We start from the raw sequence: 15,221 nt of genomic DNA, 5'->3' as shown, positions 1-15,221 counted from the left end.
CGTTTCATCCCGTCGCCCGCATCCTTCTCTGGTGCGGGTGGGCGGTTGCGGTGGAGCACGCCGCAACCTCCGTGCTGGCACTCATGGCCGTCGCAACCGCGACGGCCTTTCTGTTTGCGCCGGTCAGGGTGCAGGGGCTGCGGCTGCTGCGCCGCACGCGCTGGCTCCTTGCGATCCTGCTGCTCATGTATGCCTACGTGACGCCGGGGCCGGCCCTGTGGCCGGCCCTCGAATGGGCGAGCCCGAGCGTGACCGGAATGCAGCAGGGGACGCTGCGGGCGGCACGCCTGGTATTGCTGCTCGGCGGGCTCGCCGTGCTCCTCGCCTACACGTCGCGGCCGCGGCTCGTCTATGGCCTCTACGCGCTGGCGAAGCCGCTCGGCTGGTTCGGATTCGATCGCCGGGCCTTCGCCGTGCGCCTGGGCCTGACGCTCGACTACGTCGAGCACGCGCCGCGCCCCGCGCGCTGGCTCGACGCCCTGCGTGCGCCGCCGGCCGACGACCCGACACCCGCCACCTACGCGCTTGCGTGCGAACGCTGGCAAAGGCGCGACAGCGCCGTCATACTCGCGGGCGTGTTGCTCGTGGGGATCGTGCTGGCCTGAGGCCGACTGGATGATGCGGATCGCGGTGGGTCTCGAATATCGTGGCGTCGGTTTCTGCGGCTGGCAGTCGCAGCCGCAAGCCTGCGGCGTCCAGGACGCCGTGGAAAAAGCCGTGTCGGCGATCGCCGGCGAGGCGATCACGGTCACCGCCGCCGGCCGCACCGACACCGGCGTGCATGCGGCCTTGCAGATCGTGCACTTCGACACGACCTCGGTCCGCCCGCTGACCGCGTGGGTGCGCGGCGTCAACAGCCATCTTCCCGCGGGCGTCGCCGTGTTGTGGGCGCGCGAAGTCGATGCGGAATTCCATGCACGGTTTGCCGCTTTCGAGCGCGGCTATCGCTACGTGCTGCTCAACCATCCGGTGCGCCCCGGCCTCAACGCCGGGCTCGTCGGCTGGCATCACCGGCCGCTCGACGTGGCGTGCATGAATCGGGCGGCGTCGCCGTTGATCGGACGGCACGACTTTTCCGCGTTCCGCGCAGCCGAGTGCCAGGCCCGCTCGCCGGTCAAGGAGTTGCGCCGCGCGCTGATCGAGCGGCGCGGCGATTACCTGCTGTGCGATTTCCGCGCGGACGGTTTTCTGCACCACATGGTGCGAAACCTCATGGGCTGTCTGGTCCAGATCGGTGCCGGCGGCCGCCCGCCCGAGTGGCTGCACGAGGTGCTGGCCGGGCGCGACCGCACGCGTGCCGCGCCGACCTTCGAGGCGGCAGGACTGTACCTCACGCACATCCGGTATCCTGCGCGCTTTGCCCTGCCGGAAAGCTCCGAACGATGGCCGTTCGCGTAAAAATCTGCGGAATTACCCGCGTCGACGACCTGCACGCTGCGTGCGACGCCGGCGCAGATGCGCTTGGCTTCGTTTTCTACGAGAAGAGCCCGCGTCATCTGACGCTCGACGCCGCCGCCGCGCTGCTGCGGGAAGTCCCGCCATTCGTTCAGACTGTGGGCCTTTTCGTCGACGCCAACCCGGCCTTTGTCGACTCGGTGTTGCGCGCTGTGCCGCTCGATCTGCTGCAGTTTCATGGCGACGAGAAGCCCGCCGACTGCGCGCGCCACGGCCGGCCCTGGATCAAGGCCATACGCGTCAGAGCGGACACGGATTTGCTAAAATGCGCGGCTGACTTCGCGGCCGCGAGCGGGCTTCTGCTCGACGCCTACGTGCCCGGCGTGCCCGGTGGCACCGGGGCGCGCTTCGACTGGCGGCTGATTCCGCCGCGTCTGCCCCAGCGGGTTATTTTGTCCGGAGGGCTCACGCCGGATAACGTTGCCGACGCGGTCCGGCGCGTCCGTCCCTGGGCGGTCGACGTGTCCTCGGGCGTCGAGGCGGCGAAAGGCATCAAGGACGCGCAGAAGATCGCGCGATTCATCTCACAGGCGAAAGCATCATGAAGCTGACTGACCTTCCCGATTCCCGCGGCCACTTCGGTCCCTACGGCGGCATTTTCGTTTCCGAAACGCTGATGGCCGCGCTCGACGCGCTGCGTGTCGAATACGACGCGGCGTGCCGGGACCCCGGCTTCATGGCCGAATTCGAGTACGAACTCAAGCACTACGTCGGGCGGCCGAGCCCGGTCTACCACGCCCGGCGGCTTTCGGAGGAATACGGCGGCGCGCAGATCTACCTCAAGCGCGAGGATCTCAACCACACCGGCGCGCACAAGATCAACAACACGATCGGCCAGGCGCTGCTCGCGCGCCGCATGGGCAAGAAGCGCGTCATCGCCGAGACCGGCGCGGGCCAGCACGGCGTCGCGTCGGCGACCGTCGCCGCGCGCTACGGCATGGAATGCGTTGTCTACATGGGCGCCGAAGACGTCGCGCGACAGGCCCCCAACGTCTTTCGTATGAAGCTCCTCGGCGCGACCGTCGTGCCCGTGTCGTCGGGTTCGAAGACGCTGAAGGACGCGCTGAACGAAGCGATGCGCGACTGGGTGACGAACGTCGAGTCGACCTTCTACATCCTCGGCACCGCGGCCGGCCCGCATCCCTACCCGATGCTCGTGCGCGACTTCCAGTGCGTGATCGGGCGCGAATGCATCGCGCAGATGCCCGAGCTCGTCGGACGCCAGCCCGACGCGGTCGTCGCCTGCGTCGGCGGCGGCTCGAACGCGATCGGAATTTTCCATCCCTACATTCCCCATGAGAACGTGCGCCTGATCGGTGTCGAAGCCGGCGGTTCGGGGGTCGCGAGCGGCAAGCACGCTGCGCCGCTGACCGCCGGCACGCCCGGGGTGTTGCACGGCTTTCGCAGCTACCTGATGCAGGACGAGAACGGCCAGATCATCGAGACCCATTCGGTCTCGGCCGGCCTCGACTATCCGGGCGTCGGCCCCGAGCACAGCTATCTCAAGGACGCCGGTCGCGCCGAATACGTGCCGATCAACGACGACGAAGCGCTCGCCGCCTTCCACGATCTGTGCCGCTTCGAGGGCATCATCCCCGCGCTCGAGTCGAGCCACGCGGTGGCGCAGGCGAAGAAACTCGCGCCGACGATGAAGAAGGACCAGGTCATTCTGGTGAACCTCTCGGGGCGCGGCGACAAGGACATCAACACCGTGGCGAAGGCGGCGGGCATCACGCTCTGAGTTGCCGCGTCACACTCCCCGGTCTTTAGAAAGCAACGAATCCATGAGCCGCATCGGCCAGACGTTCACCGCGCTCAAGGCGCAAAACAGGAAAGCCCTGATTTCCTTCATCACGGCCGGCGATCCCGGCAAGGGTCTGACCGTGCCGCTCATGCATGCGCTCGTCGACGCCGGCACCGACATCATCGAGCTCGGCGTGCCGTTTTCCGACCCCATGGCCGACGGTCCGGTGATCCAGCGCGCGTCGGAACGGGCGCTCGCGAACAAGGTCGGGCTCAAGGACGTGCTGGCGATGACCGCCGAGTTCCGCAAGGTCAACACCAGCACGCCCGTCGTCCTGATGGGTTACGCCAACCCGTTTGAGCACATGGGTTACGAGACCTTTGCCGAGGCCGCGAAGACCGCGGGCGTCGACGGTGTGCTGACCGTCGACATTCCGCCCGAGGAATCGCTCGGCGTGTCCGACGTGTTCAAGGCCCACGACCTGGACCCGATTTTCCTGCTGTCGCCGACCACGCCCGAGTCGCGTGTTGCGCAGGTAGCCGCGGTCGCCGGCGGCTTCATCTATTACGTGTCGCTCAAGGGGGTGACCGGCTCGGCCAACCTCGACACCGAGGAGGTCGCGCGCAAGGTGGCGATGGTGCGTAAGCATTGTGACTTGCCGGTCGGCGTCGGTTTCGGCATCCGCGACGCGGCCACTGCCGAAGCCGTCGCGCGCATTGCCGATGCGGTCGTGGTGGGGAGCCGCATTGTCAACGAGATCGAGACCGCGCCCGAGGGAGAATGCGGCGCGCGGGTCAAGCATCTGGTCGCCGACCTGCGCCGCGGCGTCGACGCCGCATCGAAGCAAACGGAGAATAAATAATGAGCTGGTTCCAGAAAATCCTGCCGCCCAAGATCAAGCGTCGCGCGCAGACGTCGAAGACCATGCCCGAGGGCCTGTGGTCGAAGTGCCCGGCGTGCAACGAGGTGCTCTACCGCGCCGACCTCGAAAGCAACCTCGAGGTCTGTCCGAAGTGCGGCCATCACCACCGCATCGGCGCGCGAGCGCGGCTCGCGATGCTGCTCGACGGCGAGGGCCAGCACGAGATCGGCGCCCACGTCACGCCGCTCGACCCGCTCAAATTCAAGGACAGCAAGAAATACCCCGATCGCCTCAAAGAGGCGCAAACCGGAACCTCGGAAACCGACGCGCTCGTCGTGATCGGCGGCAGCGTCAAGGCCGTGCCGGTCGTCGCGGCGGCCTTCGAATTCAAGTTCATGGGCGGTTCGATGGGTTCGGTCGTCGGCGAGCGTTTCGTCCAGGGCGTCGAGGCCGCGATCGAGTCGAACTCGGCCTTCGTCTGCTTCTCGGCGAGCGGTGGCGCTCGCATGCAGGAGGGCCTGTTCTCGCTGATGCAGATGGCCAAGACCTCGGCCGCGCTGACCCAGTTGTCGCGCAACCGGCTGCCCTTCGTTTCGGTGCTGACCGACCCGACGATGGGTGGCGTTTCCGCCAGCTTCGCGATGCTCGGCGACCTGATCGTCGCCGAGCCGAACGCGCTGATCGGCTTTGCCGGTCCGCGCGTGATCGAGCAGACCGTGCGCGAGACCCTGCCCGAGGGCTTCCAGCGTGCCGAATTCCTGCAGGAGAAGGGCGCGGTCGATCGCATCATTGACCGCCGCCAGATGCGCGACGACCTGGCTGCCACGCTTGCGATCATGATGGGACGCCCGGCGCTTGCCGCCTAGCGCATCGCTCGCCGCTTGGCTCGCCCGGCTCGAGACGCTGCATCCCAGCGCCATCGAACTGGGCCTCGAACGCGTCCGACGCGTCAAGGACGCGATGGGATTGGCACCCGACTTCCCGCTCATCGTCGTCGGCGGCACCAACGGCAAGGGCTCGACCTGCGCCTATCTCGAGGCGGTTTTCGGCGCCGCCGGCTACAAGACCGGTCTCTATACCTCGCCCCACCTGCTGCGCTACAACGAGCGCGTCCGCATCGCGGGCAAGGAGGTCGACGACGCCGATCTGGTCGCCGCGTTTGAGGCCGTCGACCGGGCGCGCGGCGACGTCGCGCTGACCTATTTCGAATTCGGCACGCTTGCCGCTATGGCACAGTTCGTCGCCGCCAAGGTCGACGTCGCGATCCTCGAAGTCGGCCTTGGTGGACGCCTCGACGCGGTCAACGTGTTCGACGCCGACGCCGCGATCGTGACCAGCGTCGACCTCGACCACATGGATTACCTCGGCGACACGCGCGAACAAATCGGATTCGAGAAGGCCGGTATCTACCGGGCCGGCCGGCCCGCGGTCTGCGCCGACCCCGAACCGCCTGCCAGCCTGCTTGCCCACGCCGGGAAAGTCGGCGCCGATCTGCGCCGGCTCGGCCGCGATTTCTCCGCCGCGCGTGCCGGGGAGCGCTGGACCTATCACAGCCGCGCGCTCAGTTGGCCGGATCTGCCCTTGCCGGCCATGGCCGGGCCCTGCCAGTTGCGTAACGCCGCCGGTGCGCTCGCCGTCCTCGAGGCGCTACAGGCCCGGTTGCCGACCTCGTCCGAAGCGATCCGCCGAGGCGTCGCGGAAGCGCGCGTGGCCGGGCGCTTCCAGCGCATCGGGCGCAGGCCCGAGGTGATCGTCGACGTCGCACATAACCCCGAGGCGGCGCGTGCGCTGGCGTCGACGCTGCGCGAGCAGCCGATCTCCGGGCGCACGCTCGCCGTCGTCGGAATGCTCGCCGACAAGGATGCCGGAGCGGTCGTCGCGGCGCTGGCCGACGGCGTCGACGCGTGGTGGACATGCACACCTGATTCCCCGCGGGCCCGCGACGCCAGCTCGCTGGCCGCGGTCCTGCACGCGCACGGCGTGCGTAGCGTGAATGTGCAGCCGGGCGTGAAGGCGGCGCTTGCGGCGGCGCGAAGTGCAGCCGGTGAAGATGATAGAATCCTCGTCTTCGGTTCGTTCTACACCGTCGCTGCAGTCCTCGATCATGCCGCCACCCAGCAGTAGTGAAAATGAGCTCAGGCGCCGCGCCCGCCGGCGGCTGATCGGCGCGGTCGCGCTGACGCTCGTCGCGGTCATCGCGCTGCCGCTGCTGCTCGAAGACGAACCGCCGCCCGCCAGTTCGCTCGCCGTGCGCATGGCGACCCCCTTACCTGATAGCGAAACGTCTGCGCAGCCGGCTCCGGCGGTCGATCCGCCTGCGCAGACCCGCGGGACGGAGCAAGCCGAGCCGTCGACCCCGGCGCGGGCCGATCCCGATCCCGCCCTCCCTGCATCCAAGCCCCAATCCGCTGCCCCCGAGGTTCATCCGGCCGCGCCCACCGCCAAACCCAAGGCGCCCGCCCAGACGGCCGTGGCAAAGCCGGCTCCGGCTCCCCCCCCGCAAAAAACCCCGACATCCACGACTGCCGCGGCCGAAGTGTTCGTCGTGCAACTCGCCGCCCTGGCCGACGTCGAAAAGGCAGGCGCCCTCAAGGCGCGTGCGACGCTGGCGGGGCTGCCGGCCTACACCGACACCGTCGGCACGCTGACCCGCGTTCGCGTCGGCCCTTACGCGTCGCGCGAGGCCGCGGCCAACGCGGCGCAGACGCTCGCGCAGAACGGAATGAAAGGGCAGGTGCTCGCCAAGTGAGCCTGCTCGACCTGATCGTGGTGCTCGTGCTGCTGCTGGCCGTCGTGCGCGGCCTGATGCGCGGTCTGGTCGACACGCTGTTTTCGCTTGCCGCATGGATACTCGCCTTCATCGCGGGCAGATGGGGCGCGGTGGCGCTGGCGCCGATGCTGCCGATCGGGATCGAGAACCCGGCGATTCGTTATTTCGCGGGCTTCGCGGTCATCTTTCTGGTCGTCCTGATCGGCGTGCTGCTGCTCGGCCATGCGCTCGCCTCGCTCGTCAAGGCGGCGGGCCTCGGCAGTGCCGACACCGTGCTCGGCGGCGTGCTGGGTCTGGCGAAGGGCCTCGTCATCCTGGTCGGGCTCACGCTGGCGGCGGGCCTCACGTCGCTGCCGCGTACGGACTTCTGGAAGCAGGCCATGCTCTCGGGCACCCTGCAGTCGATGGCGCAGAGCGCCCTGCCGCTGGTGCCGGCAAGCGTCGCGAAATACGTTCGCTTTGAATAACTTTATGGATGGGTGCACGGTATGTGCGGGGTAATCGGAGTCGTCGCCAACACGGCGGTCAATCAGCTTTTGTACGACGGGCTGATGGTGTTGCAGCATCGCGGACAGGATGCTGCGGGCATCGTGACCGCCGAGGAAAACCGTTTTCACATGCACAAGGCGCCCGGGCTCGCGCGCGACGTCTTCCGCACACGCGACATGCGCAACCTGCTCGGCGACATGGGCGTCGCACACGTGCGCTATCCCACCGCGGGCAGTGCGTCGTCGTCGGCCGAATCGCAGCCGTTCTACGTGAACTCGCCCTACGGCATCGTGCTCGGGCACAACGGCAACCTGACGAACACGCATGAACTGAAGGAATCGTTGTTCCGCAGCGATCTGCGCCACGTCAACACCAACTCCGACTCCGAGGTCCTGCTCAATGTACTGGCGCACGAGCTCCACGTCCGCGCGTCCGGGCAGCAGCTGAGCCTCGATACGATCTTCGGCGCGGTCGCCGGCGTCCACGCGCGCTGCAAGGGCGCCTACGCCGTGACCGCGTTCATCGCCGGCTACGGCCTGCTGGCCTTCCGCGATCCGCACGGCATCCGCCCGCTGGTGATCGGCATCAACGACCAGGTCACGCCGCACGAGTACATCGTCGCGTCCGAGAGCGTCGCGATCGATACGCTCGGCTTCCGCCTGCTGCGCGACGTCGCGCCCGGCGAGGCCGTGTTCATCGACTACGAGCGTCGGCTGCACAGCCGCCAGTGCAGCGACAACCCCGTGCTCAACCCCTGCATTTTCGAATACGTCTATCTGGCCCGCCCGGATTCGGTCATGGACGGAATCTCGGTCTACAGCACGCGCCTCGCGATGGGCGTGTCGCTCGCGGAAAAAATCCGCCGCGAATTCGGCCACCTGCAGATCGACGTCGTGATCCCGATCCCCGACACCAGCCGCCCGTCGGCGCTTCAATTGGCGAACCATCTCGCGGTGCCGTACCGTGAGGGCTTCATCAAGAACCGCTACATCGGCCGCACTTTCATCATGCCGGGGCAGGCGCTGCGCAAGAAGTCGGTGCGGCAGAAGCTCAACGCGATCGCCGAGGAGTTCAAGGGCAAGAACGTCCTGCTCGTCGACGATTCGATCGTCCGCGGCACGACGAGCCGGGAGATTGTCCAGATGGCGCGCGACGCGGGTGCGGAGAAGGTCTATTTCGCGTCCGCCTCGCCGCCTGTGCGCTTCTGTAACGTCTACGGCATCGACATGCCGTCGCGCCGCGAACTCATTGCCAACGGCCGCAATGACGAGGAAATCGCGCGTGAGATCGGCTGCGACGCGCTGATCTATCAGGATCTCGACGCGATGGTCGAGGTGGTGCGCGCCGCCAACCCGGCGATCCGCGAGTTCGACACCTCGTGCTTCAACGGCTGCTACATCACCGGCGACATCACGCCCGAGTACCTCGACTACGTCGAGGCCGCGCGCGACGGCGAAAGCCCGCCGCCGTCGGCGCTGTCGACCCAGCAGCTCGACCTCAACCTCGCGACGGGCAGTTGACCGCCACAGTCCCCGGGCGTAGATTCGGCCGGACGCGCCGATTTGAATCCCAGCTTGCGGGCGCTTGAAAAATACGGCTAAAGCGAGGCGACGGAAACCCCGCGGCGCGCTTGGCGTTCGGGGTTTTTTCTTTTGGACTCGAAGATGAACGACGCATACGACATCGAAACCCTTGGGGTGCGCGCCGGCTTGGTCCGCAGCCAGTTCAACGAGCATTCCGAGGCCATGTTCCTGACCTCGAGCTTCGTTTTCGGCAGCGCTGCCGAAGCCGCCGCGCGCTTCAAGGGTGACGAGCCGGGACCGATCTACGCCCGTTTCACCAACCCGACCGTGCAGATGATGGAGGCGCGGCTCGCGGCGCTCGAGGGGGCCGAGCGCTGCGTCGCCTTCGCCTCGGGCATGGCGGCGATCCTCGCGACCGTGATGGGGCTCATGAAGGGCGGCGAGCACGTCGTCGCCTCGCGCTCGATCTTCGGCTCGACCGTGCAGCTGTTCTCGAACATCCTCGGCCGCTTCGGCATCGAAACGAGCTATGTCTCGCCGACCGACCCGGCCGAATGGCGCGCAGCGGTGAAACCGAACACCAGGCTTTTCTTCGTCGAATCGCCGTCCAATCCCCTGACCGAGGTCAGCGACATCCGCGCGCTCGCCGCGATCGCCCGCGAGGCGGGCGCCTGGCTCGCGGTCGACAACTGCTTCTGCTCGCCGGCGCTGCAAAAGCCGCTCGAGCTCGGCGCCGACATCGTGATCCATTCGGCGACCAAGTATCTGGACGGGCAGGGGAGGGTGCTCGGCGGCGCCGTGCTCGGCAGCCAGGCGCTGATGGAAGGTGTCTACACCTTCCTGCGCACGGCCGGTCCGACGCTGTCGGCCTTCAACGCCTGGGTGATCCTCAAGGGCATGGAGACGCTGGCGCTGCGCATGGACGCCCATTCGAAGAACGCGCTGGCGCTGGCGCAGTGGCTGGAGGCGCAGCCGCAGGTCGTGCGCGTGCTCTACCCGGGTCTGCCGTCGCATCCGCAGCACGAACTGGCGATGACGCAGCAGAAAACCGGCGGCGGCATCGTCGCCTTCGAACTGAAGGGCGGAAAGGACGCAGCGTGGAAGCTGATCGACGCGACGAAGCTCTTGTCGATCACCGCCAACCTCGGCGACACCAAGACCACGATCACGCATCCGGCGAGCACCACGCACAGCCGCATGACGCCCGAGCAGCGGCTGGCGGCCGGGATCGGCGACGGTCTTGTACGCATCGCAGTGGGTCTCGAGTCGGTCGCGGACATCGAAGCCGATCTGGCGCGAGGGCTGGCGTGAGGCGCTGGCTCGCTCTGCTCTGTCTTGCCGCGACGGGTACGCTTCACGCGAGCGAGCCGACGGACGCGGGGGCGACGATGACCGCGCTGCGCTACGTCGACCAGGACCCGGGCGATCCGGCCTACGCGACGCGCATCCTCGTGACGCCGGACTTTCTGCGCATGGACACCGGCGAGGACGACGGCGATTTCGTCCTGCTCGATCGGCGCCAGCGCCAGGTGACCAACGTGATGCGCGATAGCGGTCTCGCCATGGTGTTCAGCGGGAAAGGCGCGCCACCCCGGCCGGCGACGTGGAAATCGGATCTGCGCACCGTGCCTGCCGCCGCCGGCACCCGGCGTTTCAGCCTCGTCGTAGAGGGCGTCGTCTGCAGCGAGGGGATCGTCGCGTCGCGAGCCGCGCCCGACGCGGCGCGGGCGATGGCCGAACTGAAGACGGTGCTGGCGGCGACCCAGTATCGGGTGTGGAAGGATTCTCCGCCCGAGATGCAGCACGACTGCGACCTGGCGAACGAGGTGTGGGAGGCGGATGCGCTCCTCGGCCTTGGCCTGCCGCTGGAGGTGCGCGAGTTCAGCGGGCGCACGCGGCGATTCGAAAGCGAATCGAAGCTGCCCCGCGCGCCGGAACTGTTCCGCGTCCCGCCGGGCTTGACGGCGGTCAACGCGCCGTCATAAGTCCTCGACCCGCAGCGTGCATCTGGCCGCGTCGCAGACGACGTAGCCCCAGCGCGCGTACCAGTCGGGAAGCACCCAGCGCTCGCACTGCTGGCCGTCGAGCTCGTGCACGTGCCGAGCGGGGCGATGGGTGTGGCCGTGGATCAGGCGCGTGACCGCGTGGCTGCGCAATGCGTCGACGACGGCGTCGGCATTGACGTCCATGGTCTGCACCGGCTTGCGGGCTTTCGCCGCCTGGCTCCCGGCACGGGCGCCGCGGGCGAGACGGTTGCGCAGCCCGCGCGGCAGCCGTCGCAGCAGCGCGAGCGTAAGCGGATGACGCACGCGCCGGCGGAACGCCTGATAGGCCGTATCGTCGGTGCAAAGCGTGTCCCCGTGCGTGAGCAGTGTTGGCGTGCCGTAGAGGTCGATCCGCGTGGGGTCGGCGCACAGCGTCATGCCGGCCTGCCCGGCGTAGCGGCCGGCCAGCATGAAATCACGGTTGCCGTGCATGAAATATACGCGGGTGCCGGCTTCGGCGAGCGCCTTCAGGTGCTGCGCGGTCGCCGTCGCGACCTGCTCGTCGTGATCGTCGCCGATCCAGGCCTCGAACAGGTCGCCGAGGATGTAGAGCGCATCCGCGCCCGCAACCTCTTCCTCGAGAAAACGGAAGAAACGCTCGGTCGCGCGCGGGCGGTCGTCGGTCAGATGGAGGTCGGCGACGAAGAAGGCCCGGCCCGCACCCGGTTTTGCGCCCACGGCCGAAATCAGATGATTTCGGCCTTCGTGATGACGACGTCTTCCAGCGGCACGTCCTGGTGGCCGCCGCGGCTTCCGGTCTTGACCTTCTTGATCTTGTCGACGACGTCGGTCCCCTCGACGACCTTGCCGAAGACGGCATAGCCGTAGCCCTGCGGGGTCGGCGAAGTGAAGTTCAGGAAGCTGTTGTTGGCGACGTTGATGAAGAACTGCGCGGTGGCCGAATTGGGGTTCGGCGTGCGCGCCATCGCGACGGTATAGGCGTCGTTCTTGAGGCCGTTGGAGGCTTCGTTCTCGATCGCGTCGCGCGTCGGTTTCTGCGCGAGGCCCGGCTCGAAGCCGCCGCCCTGGATCATGAATCCGTCGATCACACGGTGGAAGATCGTGCCGTCGAAGAAGCCGTCACGGACGTACTGGAGAAAATTCTCGACGGTCTTGGGAGCCTTCTCGGCGTCGAGTTCGAGTGTGATGGTGCCGTGATTCGTATGCAGCTTGACCATGGATGTCCTTCCCCCGGTTCTTGATGAATTCGCCTGATGTCCGCACGGGTGTTGGTCATCGGGCAGTCCCCAGGCGCCGCCACGCGACGCCGCCTGTTTCGCTCCTCAAACGTCATCGCCCGCGAATAGGACGCGCGCGGCGTGACTCGATGTTCAGCGCGCAGTGTTGTGGATCGGAAGCAAGACCAGGCGAAACATGCTTATCGGGAGATTTCGTCGACGATGCGCCAGCGACCGTCGACACGCGTCAGGGCGAGCGCCTTGCTGACGGTCGTGCTCAAACGGTCCGAGCGATAGGACTGGCGAAAGTTCGCGCGGGCCGTGTCTCCCTGCCGCTCGATCTCGAGGTCGCTGATCTGTACGTCGATGCTGCGCGGCGCGGTGATGCGGCTGCGGCGCTGCGCCTCCCACTGCGCACGGCTCAGCCCCGCGGGACTGAAATTGCTCGCGTAAGCCGCGAAATAACCCGCGACGTCCTGCTTCGACCAGGCCTTCGCCCAGTCGGCGATTGCCGCTTCGATGGCCGCCACCGCGCCGTCGGACGAATCCGCAGGGCGCGTACCCGTGGTGCTCGTACCCGTGGTGCGTGCGCCCGTGGTGCTGGCGGCCTCGTCCGCTGCGGGGGCAGGTGACCCGACGTCGGCGATCACGTCGCCGATCCGGGCGCGCTTGGTCTGCACGGCCGTATTTCCGGTGTCGAGCGCGAGCGCCTTGTCGTAGGCGAGCGTCGCGAGCTTGGCATAGAGATCGCCGAGGTTCTCGTGAGCGGTCGCGTAGTTCGGGTGGACACGAATCGCCATGTCGAGCGCGTGTTTCGCGGCGTCGTACTTTTCCTGCGCCGCGTACAGCACGGCGAGGTTGTTGTAGGGCTCGGGCAGTTCGGGGAAGTCCTCGGTCAGACTCGTGAATACGCGGATGGCCTCGTCGCGCTTGCCCTGGTCGCCAAGGATCAGGCCCTTCAGGAAGCGCACCTGCGCATCCTTGGGATTTTTCGCGAGATGCCGCTCGGCCTGCTCCAACGCCCCCGTCAGGTCGCCGCTGCGGAAGCGCCGGTTGATGTCCTGCGCATCGTCCGCCAGAGCCGGCGTGCCGAATGCGACGATGCAGACGGCGAACACAGCGAAGAAACGGAACAGGGCCATATGATATGCTCGGCTCATCTCGGGAAACCGGCATTCTAGCAGCGTCGAACGGGCTCAGACACCGCTTCGACGCGTGTTTCCAGCCTGTCCTCAACGCTTCCGTCCGATTCGCCCCATGCTGCACATCACCAACTCCCTCACGCGTACCAAGGAAGAATTCGTCCCGCTCAGCCCCGGCCGCGTGCGTATGTACGTCTGCGGCATGACCGTGTACGACCTCTGCCATCTCGGGCACGCACGCGTGTTCGTCGTGTTCGACATGGTGACCCGCTGGCTGCGCGCGAGCGGCTACGCGGTCGAGTACGTGCGCAACATCACCGACATCGACGACAAGATCATCAAGCGCGCGCACGAGAACAAGGAAACCCCGGCCGCGCTGACCGAGCGCTTCATCGCGGAAATGCACGAGGACGAGCGTGCGCTGGGCGTGCTGCCGCCCGACCATGAGCCACGGGCCACCGCCTACGTCGCGCAGATGCTTGCGCTGATCGCGCAACTGGTCGACAGGGGTCTCGCCTATGCGGCGCCCAACGCCGACGTCTACTACAGCGTGCGCGGCTTTCCCGCCTACGGCCGGCTGTCGGGCAAGAGCCTCGACGAATTGCGCGCCGGCGAGCGCGTCGAGGTCGATCCGAACAAGCGCGATCCGATGGATTTCGTGCTGTGGAAGGCCGCCAAGCCCGGCGAGCCGGCCTGGGAGTCGCCGTGGGGGCAGGGCCGCCCCGGCTGGCACATCGAGTGTTCGGCGATGAGCGCTGAACTCCTCGGCCAGCACTTCGACATCCACGGCGGCGGCCAGGATCTGCAGTTCCCACACCACGAGAACGAGATCGCGCAGTCCGAGGGCGCGCACGGCTGCACCTTCGTCAACTACTGGCTGCACAACGGCTTCGTCCGCGTCGACAACGAAAAGATGTCGAAGTCGCTCGGCAATTTCTTCACGATCCGCGAGGTGCTGCAGAAATACGACGCCGAGATCGTGCGCTTCTTCATCCTGCGCGCGCATTACCGCAGCCCGCTCAATTATTCCGATGCCCATCTCGACGACGCACGCGGCGCGCTGACCCGGCTCTACACCGCGTTGAAAGGCGCGCCGGCCGCCGGCCCCGTCGATTGGGATGCGCCCGCCGCGGCGCGCTTCCGCGGGGCGATGGACGACGATTTCAATACGCCCGAAGCGATCGCGGTCCTTTTCGAACTCGCGGCAGAGGCCAACCGCGGCGACACCGGCGCGGCGCAGACCTTGCGTAACCTCGGCGCGGTGATCGGGCTACTGCAACGCGACGCGAGCGATTTCCTGCAGGCGGGTACCTCGGAGGCGGGACTCGATGCCAGCGAGATCGAAGCCAGGATCGCCGCGCGCCAGGCCGCGCGCAAGGCGCGCGACTTCGCCGAGTCGGATCGCATCCGCGACGAGCTCGCGGCCGCCGGCATCGTGCTCGAGGACGGCCCCGGCGGCACGACCTGGCGGCGCCAGTAAGCGCGCGAACCGTGGAATCGAGCGCGCTCGTTCTGGTCGGGGCCGTCGACTGGGTGCATCCGGCGTGGCGCGGGCAGTTTTATCCCGAGGGCCTGCCGGACGACTGGTTGTTGTCTTATTACAACACTCAGTTCGAGGCGGTCTACCTGGCGGCCGAGCGCTGGCGAGACGTGTCCCCGGCGACCTGGGCACAGTGGCTTGCCGACACCCAGGACGGCTTCCACTTCATTCTCGAAACGGCCGCCCGCGCGCCGTACGTGCCCGCGTCAGGCCGCGTCGTAGTGGCCGATGCGGCCTGGGAAGCGAAGCATGTCTCGTGGCTCGACGCCCAGCCCGACCTGCGTGCGCTGGCCGCGCGGATCACCCAACACGCAGCGCGCGCCGAGCCGCTGTTCGTGTTCAGCCGCAGCGGCGACCTCGCGCGCCTCGAGCAGGTGAAAAGCCTGAAGGAAGTGTTGGGTTACTGAAAACGACGCGAAAGCGGCCGCCGAGCCGGGCAGGCGCGCCGGGCTTGGGTAAAATGCGAGCCTCGA

The 15,221-nt window shown here is 67.5% G+C and carries 17 protein-coding genes; 14 read left to right on the top strand and 3 right to left on the bottom strand.

What is annotated here, in order from left to right:
• Positions 1-50: 50 nt before the first annotated feature.
• The 12 genes from TBD_RS09615 to TBD_RS09560 all read left to right on the top strand — a co-directional run bounded on the left by TBD_RS09615 (position 51) and on the right by TBD_RS09560 (position 10,828).
• The gene (locus TBD_RS09615; RefSeq protein ID WP_011312429.1) at positions 51-605 is read left to right on the top strand and encodes a hypothetical protein; all 555 of its coding nucleotides are present in this window, start codon (positions 51-53) and stop codon (positions 603-605) included.
• A gap of 13 nt (positions 606-618) precedes the next feature.
• Complete coding sequence (gene truA, locus TBD_RS09610) at positions 619-1,398, top strand: tRNA pseudouridine(38-40) synthase TruA (protein ID WP_041433141.1); 780 nt, start codon at positions 619-621, stop codon at positions 1,396-1,398.
• Positions 1,383-2,000 (top strand): phosphoribosylanthranilate isomerase, encoded by a 618-nt coding sequence (locus TBD_RS09605; RefSeq protein WP_011312427.1) that lies wholly within the window; start codon positions 1,383-1,385, stop codon positions 1,998-2,000. The genes truA and TBD_RS09605 overlap by 16 nt, the downstream gene beginning before the upstream one ends.
• Complete coding sequence (gene trpB, locus TBD_RS09600; protein ID WP_011312426.1) at positions 1,997-3,196, top strand: tryptophan synthase subunit beta; 1,200 nt, start codon at positions 1,997-1,999, stop codon at positions 3,194-3,196. The genes TBD_RS09605 and trpB overlap by 4 nt, the downstream gene beginning before the upstream one ends.
• A 43-nt stretch (positions 3,197-3,239) precedes the next feature.
• Positions 3,240-4,061, top strand: a complete 822-nt coding sequence (gene trpA / locus TBD_RS09595; RefSeq protein ID WP_011312425.1) for a tryptophan synthase subunit alpha — start codon at positions 3,240-3,242, stop codon at positions 4,059-4,061.
• Positions 4,061-4,927: an acetyl-CoA carboxylase, carboxyltransferase subunit beta gene (accD, locus tag TBD_RS09590; protein ID WP_011312424.1), complete on the top strand. Its 867-nt coding sequence runs from the start codon at positions 4,061-4,063 to the stop codon at positions 4,925-4,927. The genes trpA and accD overlap by 1 nt, the downstream gene beginning before the upstream one ends.
• Positions 4,917-6,185 (top strand): bifunctional tetrahydrofolate synthase/dihydrofolate synthase, encoded by a 1,269-nt coding sequence (gene folC, locus TBD_RS09585; protein ID WP_011312423.1) that lies wholly within the window; start codon positions 4,917-4,919, stop codon positions 6,183-6,185. Before accD ends, folC begins: the two co-directional genes overlap by 11 nt.
• Positions 6,166-6,810, top strand: coding sequence for an SPOR domain-containing protein (locus TBD_RS09580; protein WP_011312422.1), 645 nt, complete (start codon positions 6,166-6,168; stop codon positions 6,808-6,810). The genes folC and TBD_RS09580 overlap by 20 nt, the downstream gene beginning before the upstream one ends.
• The gene (locus TBD_RS09575; protein WP_011312421.1) at positions 6,807-7,298 is read left to right on the top strand and encodes a CvpA family protein; all 492 of its coding nucleotides are present in this window, start codon (positions 6,807-6,809) and stop codon (positions 7,296-7,298) included. The genes TBD_RS09580 and TBD_RS09575 overlap by 4 nt, the downstream gene beginning before the upstream one ends.
• Before the next feature lie 21 nt (positions 7,299-7,319).
• Complete coding sequence (gene purF, locus TBD_RS09570; RefSeq protein ID WP_011312420.1) at positions 7,320-8,840, top strand: amidophosphoribosyltransferase; 1,521 nt, start codon at positions 7,320-7,322, stop codon at positions 8,838-8,840.
• A gap of 144 nt (positions 8,841-8,984) precedes the next feature.
• Complete coding sequence (locus tag TBD_RS09565) at positions 8,985-10,154, top strand: O-succinylhomoserine sulfhydrylase (RefSeq protein ID WP_011312419.1); 1,170 nt, start codon at positions 8,985-8,987, stop codon at positions 10,152-10,154.
• On the top strand, positions 10,151-10,828 hold the full coding sequence (locus TBD_RS09560; RefSeq protein ID WP_011312418.1) for a hypothetical protein: 678 nt from the start codon (positions 10,151-10,153) through the stop codon (positions 10,826-10,828). Before TBD_RS09565 ends, TBD_RS09560 begins: the two co-directional genes overlap by 4 nt.
• Here TBD_RS09560 and TBD_RS09555 read toward each other — a convergent pair.
• The 3 genes from TBD_RS09555 to TBD_RS09545 form a co-directional block, all read right to left on the bottom strand.
• Positions 10,823-11,566: a UDP-2,3-diacylglucosamine diphosphatase gene (locus tag TBD_RS09555; protein WP_011312417.1), complete on the bottom strand. Its 744-nt coding sequence runs from the start codon at positions 11,564-11,566 to the stop codon at positions 10,823-10,825. The two genes, TBD_RS09560 and TBD_RS09555, sit on opposite strands and share 6 nt — an antisense overlap.
• Before the next feature lie 8 nt (positions 11,567-11,574).
• Entirely contained in the window at positions 11,575-12,066 is a 492-nt protein-coding gene (locus tag TBD_RS09550) for a peptidylprolyl isomerase (RefSeq protein WP_011312416.1), read from the bottom strand.
• Positions 12,067-12,266: 200 nt separating this feature from the next.
• Positions 12,267-13,208 (bottom strand): nuclear transport factor 2 family protein, encoded by a 942-nt coding sequence (locus TBD_RS09545; RefSeq protein WP_041432657.1) that lies wholly within the window; start codon positions 13,206-13,208, stop codon positions 12,267-12,269.
• 115 nt (positions 13,209-13,323) lie between these two features.
• Between TBD_RS09545 and cysS the strand changes: the two genes are divergently transcribed.
• Together cysS and TBD_RS09535 are read left to right on the top strand one after the other, a co-directional pair.
• Complete coding sequence (gene cysS, locus TBD_RS09540; protein WP_011312414.1) at positions 13,324-14,688, top strand: cysteine--tRNA ligase; 1,365 nt, start codon at positions 13,324-13,326, stop codon at positions 14,686-14,688.
• Positions 14,689-14,699: 11 nt separating this feature from the next.
• Positions 14,700-15,155 carry a DUF72 domain-containing protein gene (locus TBD_RS09535; protein WP_011312413.1) on the top strand — a complete coding sequence of 152 codons (456 nt, stop codon included), beginning with the start codon at positions 14,700-14,702 and terminating at the stop codon, positions 15,153-15,155.
• Positions 15,156-15,221: the final 66 nt, after the last annotated feature.

Origin of the sequence: Thiobacillus denitrificans ATCC 25259 (genome assembly GCF_000012745.1) — a bacterium.
Classification (GTDB): domain Bacteria; phylum Pseudomonadota; class Gammaproteobacteria; order Burkholderiales; family Thiobacillaceae; genus Thiobacillus; species Thiobacillus denitrificans_B.
Note: the sequence above shows the minus strand (reverse complement) of the source record. Positions and strands in the feature narration are given on the sequence as shown.

What these genes read in the sequence shown, in the direction of transcription:
- truA (WP_041433141.1), top strand. Translation starts at nt 619, where the DNA reads ATGCGGATCGCGGTGGGTCTCGAATATCGTGGCGTCGGTTTCTGCGGC.
- TBD_RS09605 (WP_011312427.1), top strand. Translation starts at nt 1,383, where the DNA reads ATGGCCGTTCGCGTAAAAATCTGCGGAATTACCCGCGTCGACGACCTG.
- trpB (WP_011312426.1), top strand. Translation starts at nt 1,997, where the DNA reads ATGAAGCTGACTGACCTTCCCGATTCCCGCGGCCACTTCGGTCCCTAC.
- trpA (WP_011312425.1), top strand. Translation starts at nt 3,240, where the DNA reads ATGAGCCGCATCGGCCAGACGTTCACCGCGCTCAAGGCGCAAAACAGG.
- accD (WP_011312424.1), top strand. Translation starts at nt 4,061, where the DNA reads ATGAGCTGGTTCCAGAAAATCCTGCCGCCCAAGATCAAGCGTCGCGCG.
- TBD_RS09580 (WP_011312422.1), top strand. Translation starts at nt 6,166, where the DNA reads ATGCCGCCACCCAGCAGTAGTGAAAATGAGCTCAGGCGCCGCGCCCGC.
- purF (WP_011312420.1), top strand. Translation starts at nt 7,320, where the DNA reads ATGTGCGGGGTAATCGGAGTCGTCGCCAACACGGCGGTCAATCAGCTT.
- TBD_RS09565 (WP_011312419.1), top strand. Translation starts at nt 8,985, where the DNA reads ATGAACGACGCATACGACATCGAAACCCTTGGGGTGCGCGCCGGCTTG.
- TBD_RS09550 (WP_011312416.1), bottom strand. Translation starts at nt 12,066, where the DNA reads ATGGTCAAGCTGCATACGAATCACGGCACCATCACACTCGAACTCGAC.
- TBD_RS09545 (WP_041432657.1), bottom strand. Translation starts at nt 13,208, where the DNA reads ATGGCCCTGTTCCGTTTCTTCGCTGTGTTCGCCGTCTGCATCGTCGCA.
- cysS (WP_011312414.1), top strand. Translation starts at nt 13,324, where the DNA reads ATGCTGCACATCACCAACTCCCTCACGCGTACCAAGGAAGAATTCGTC.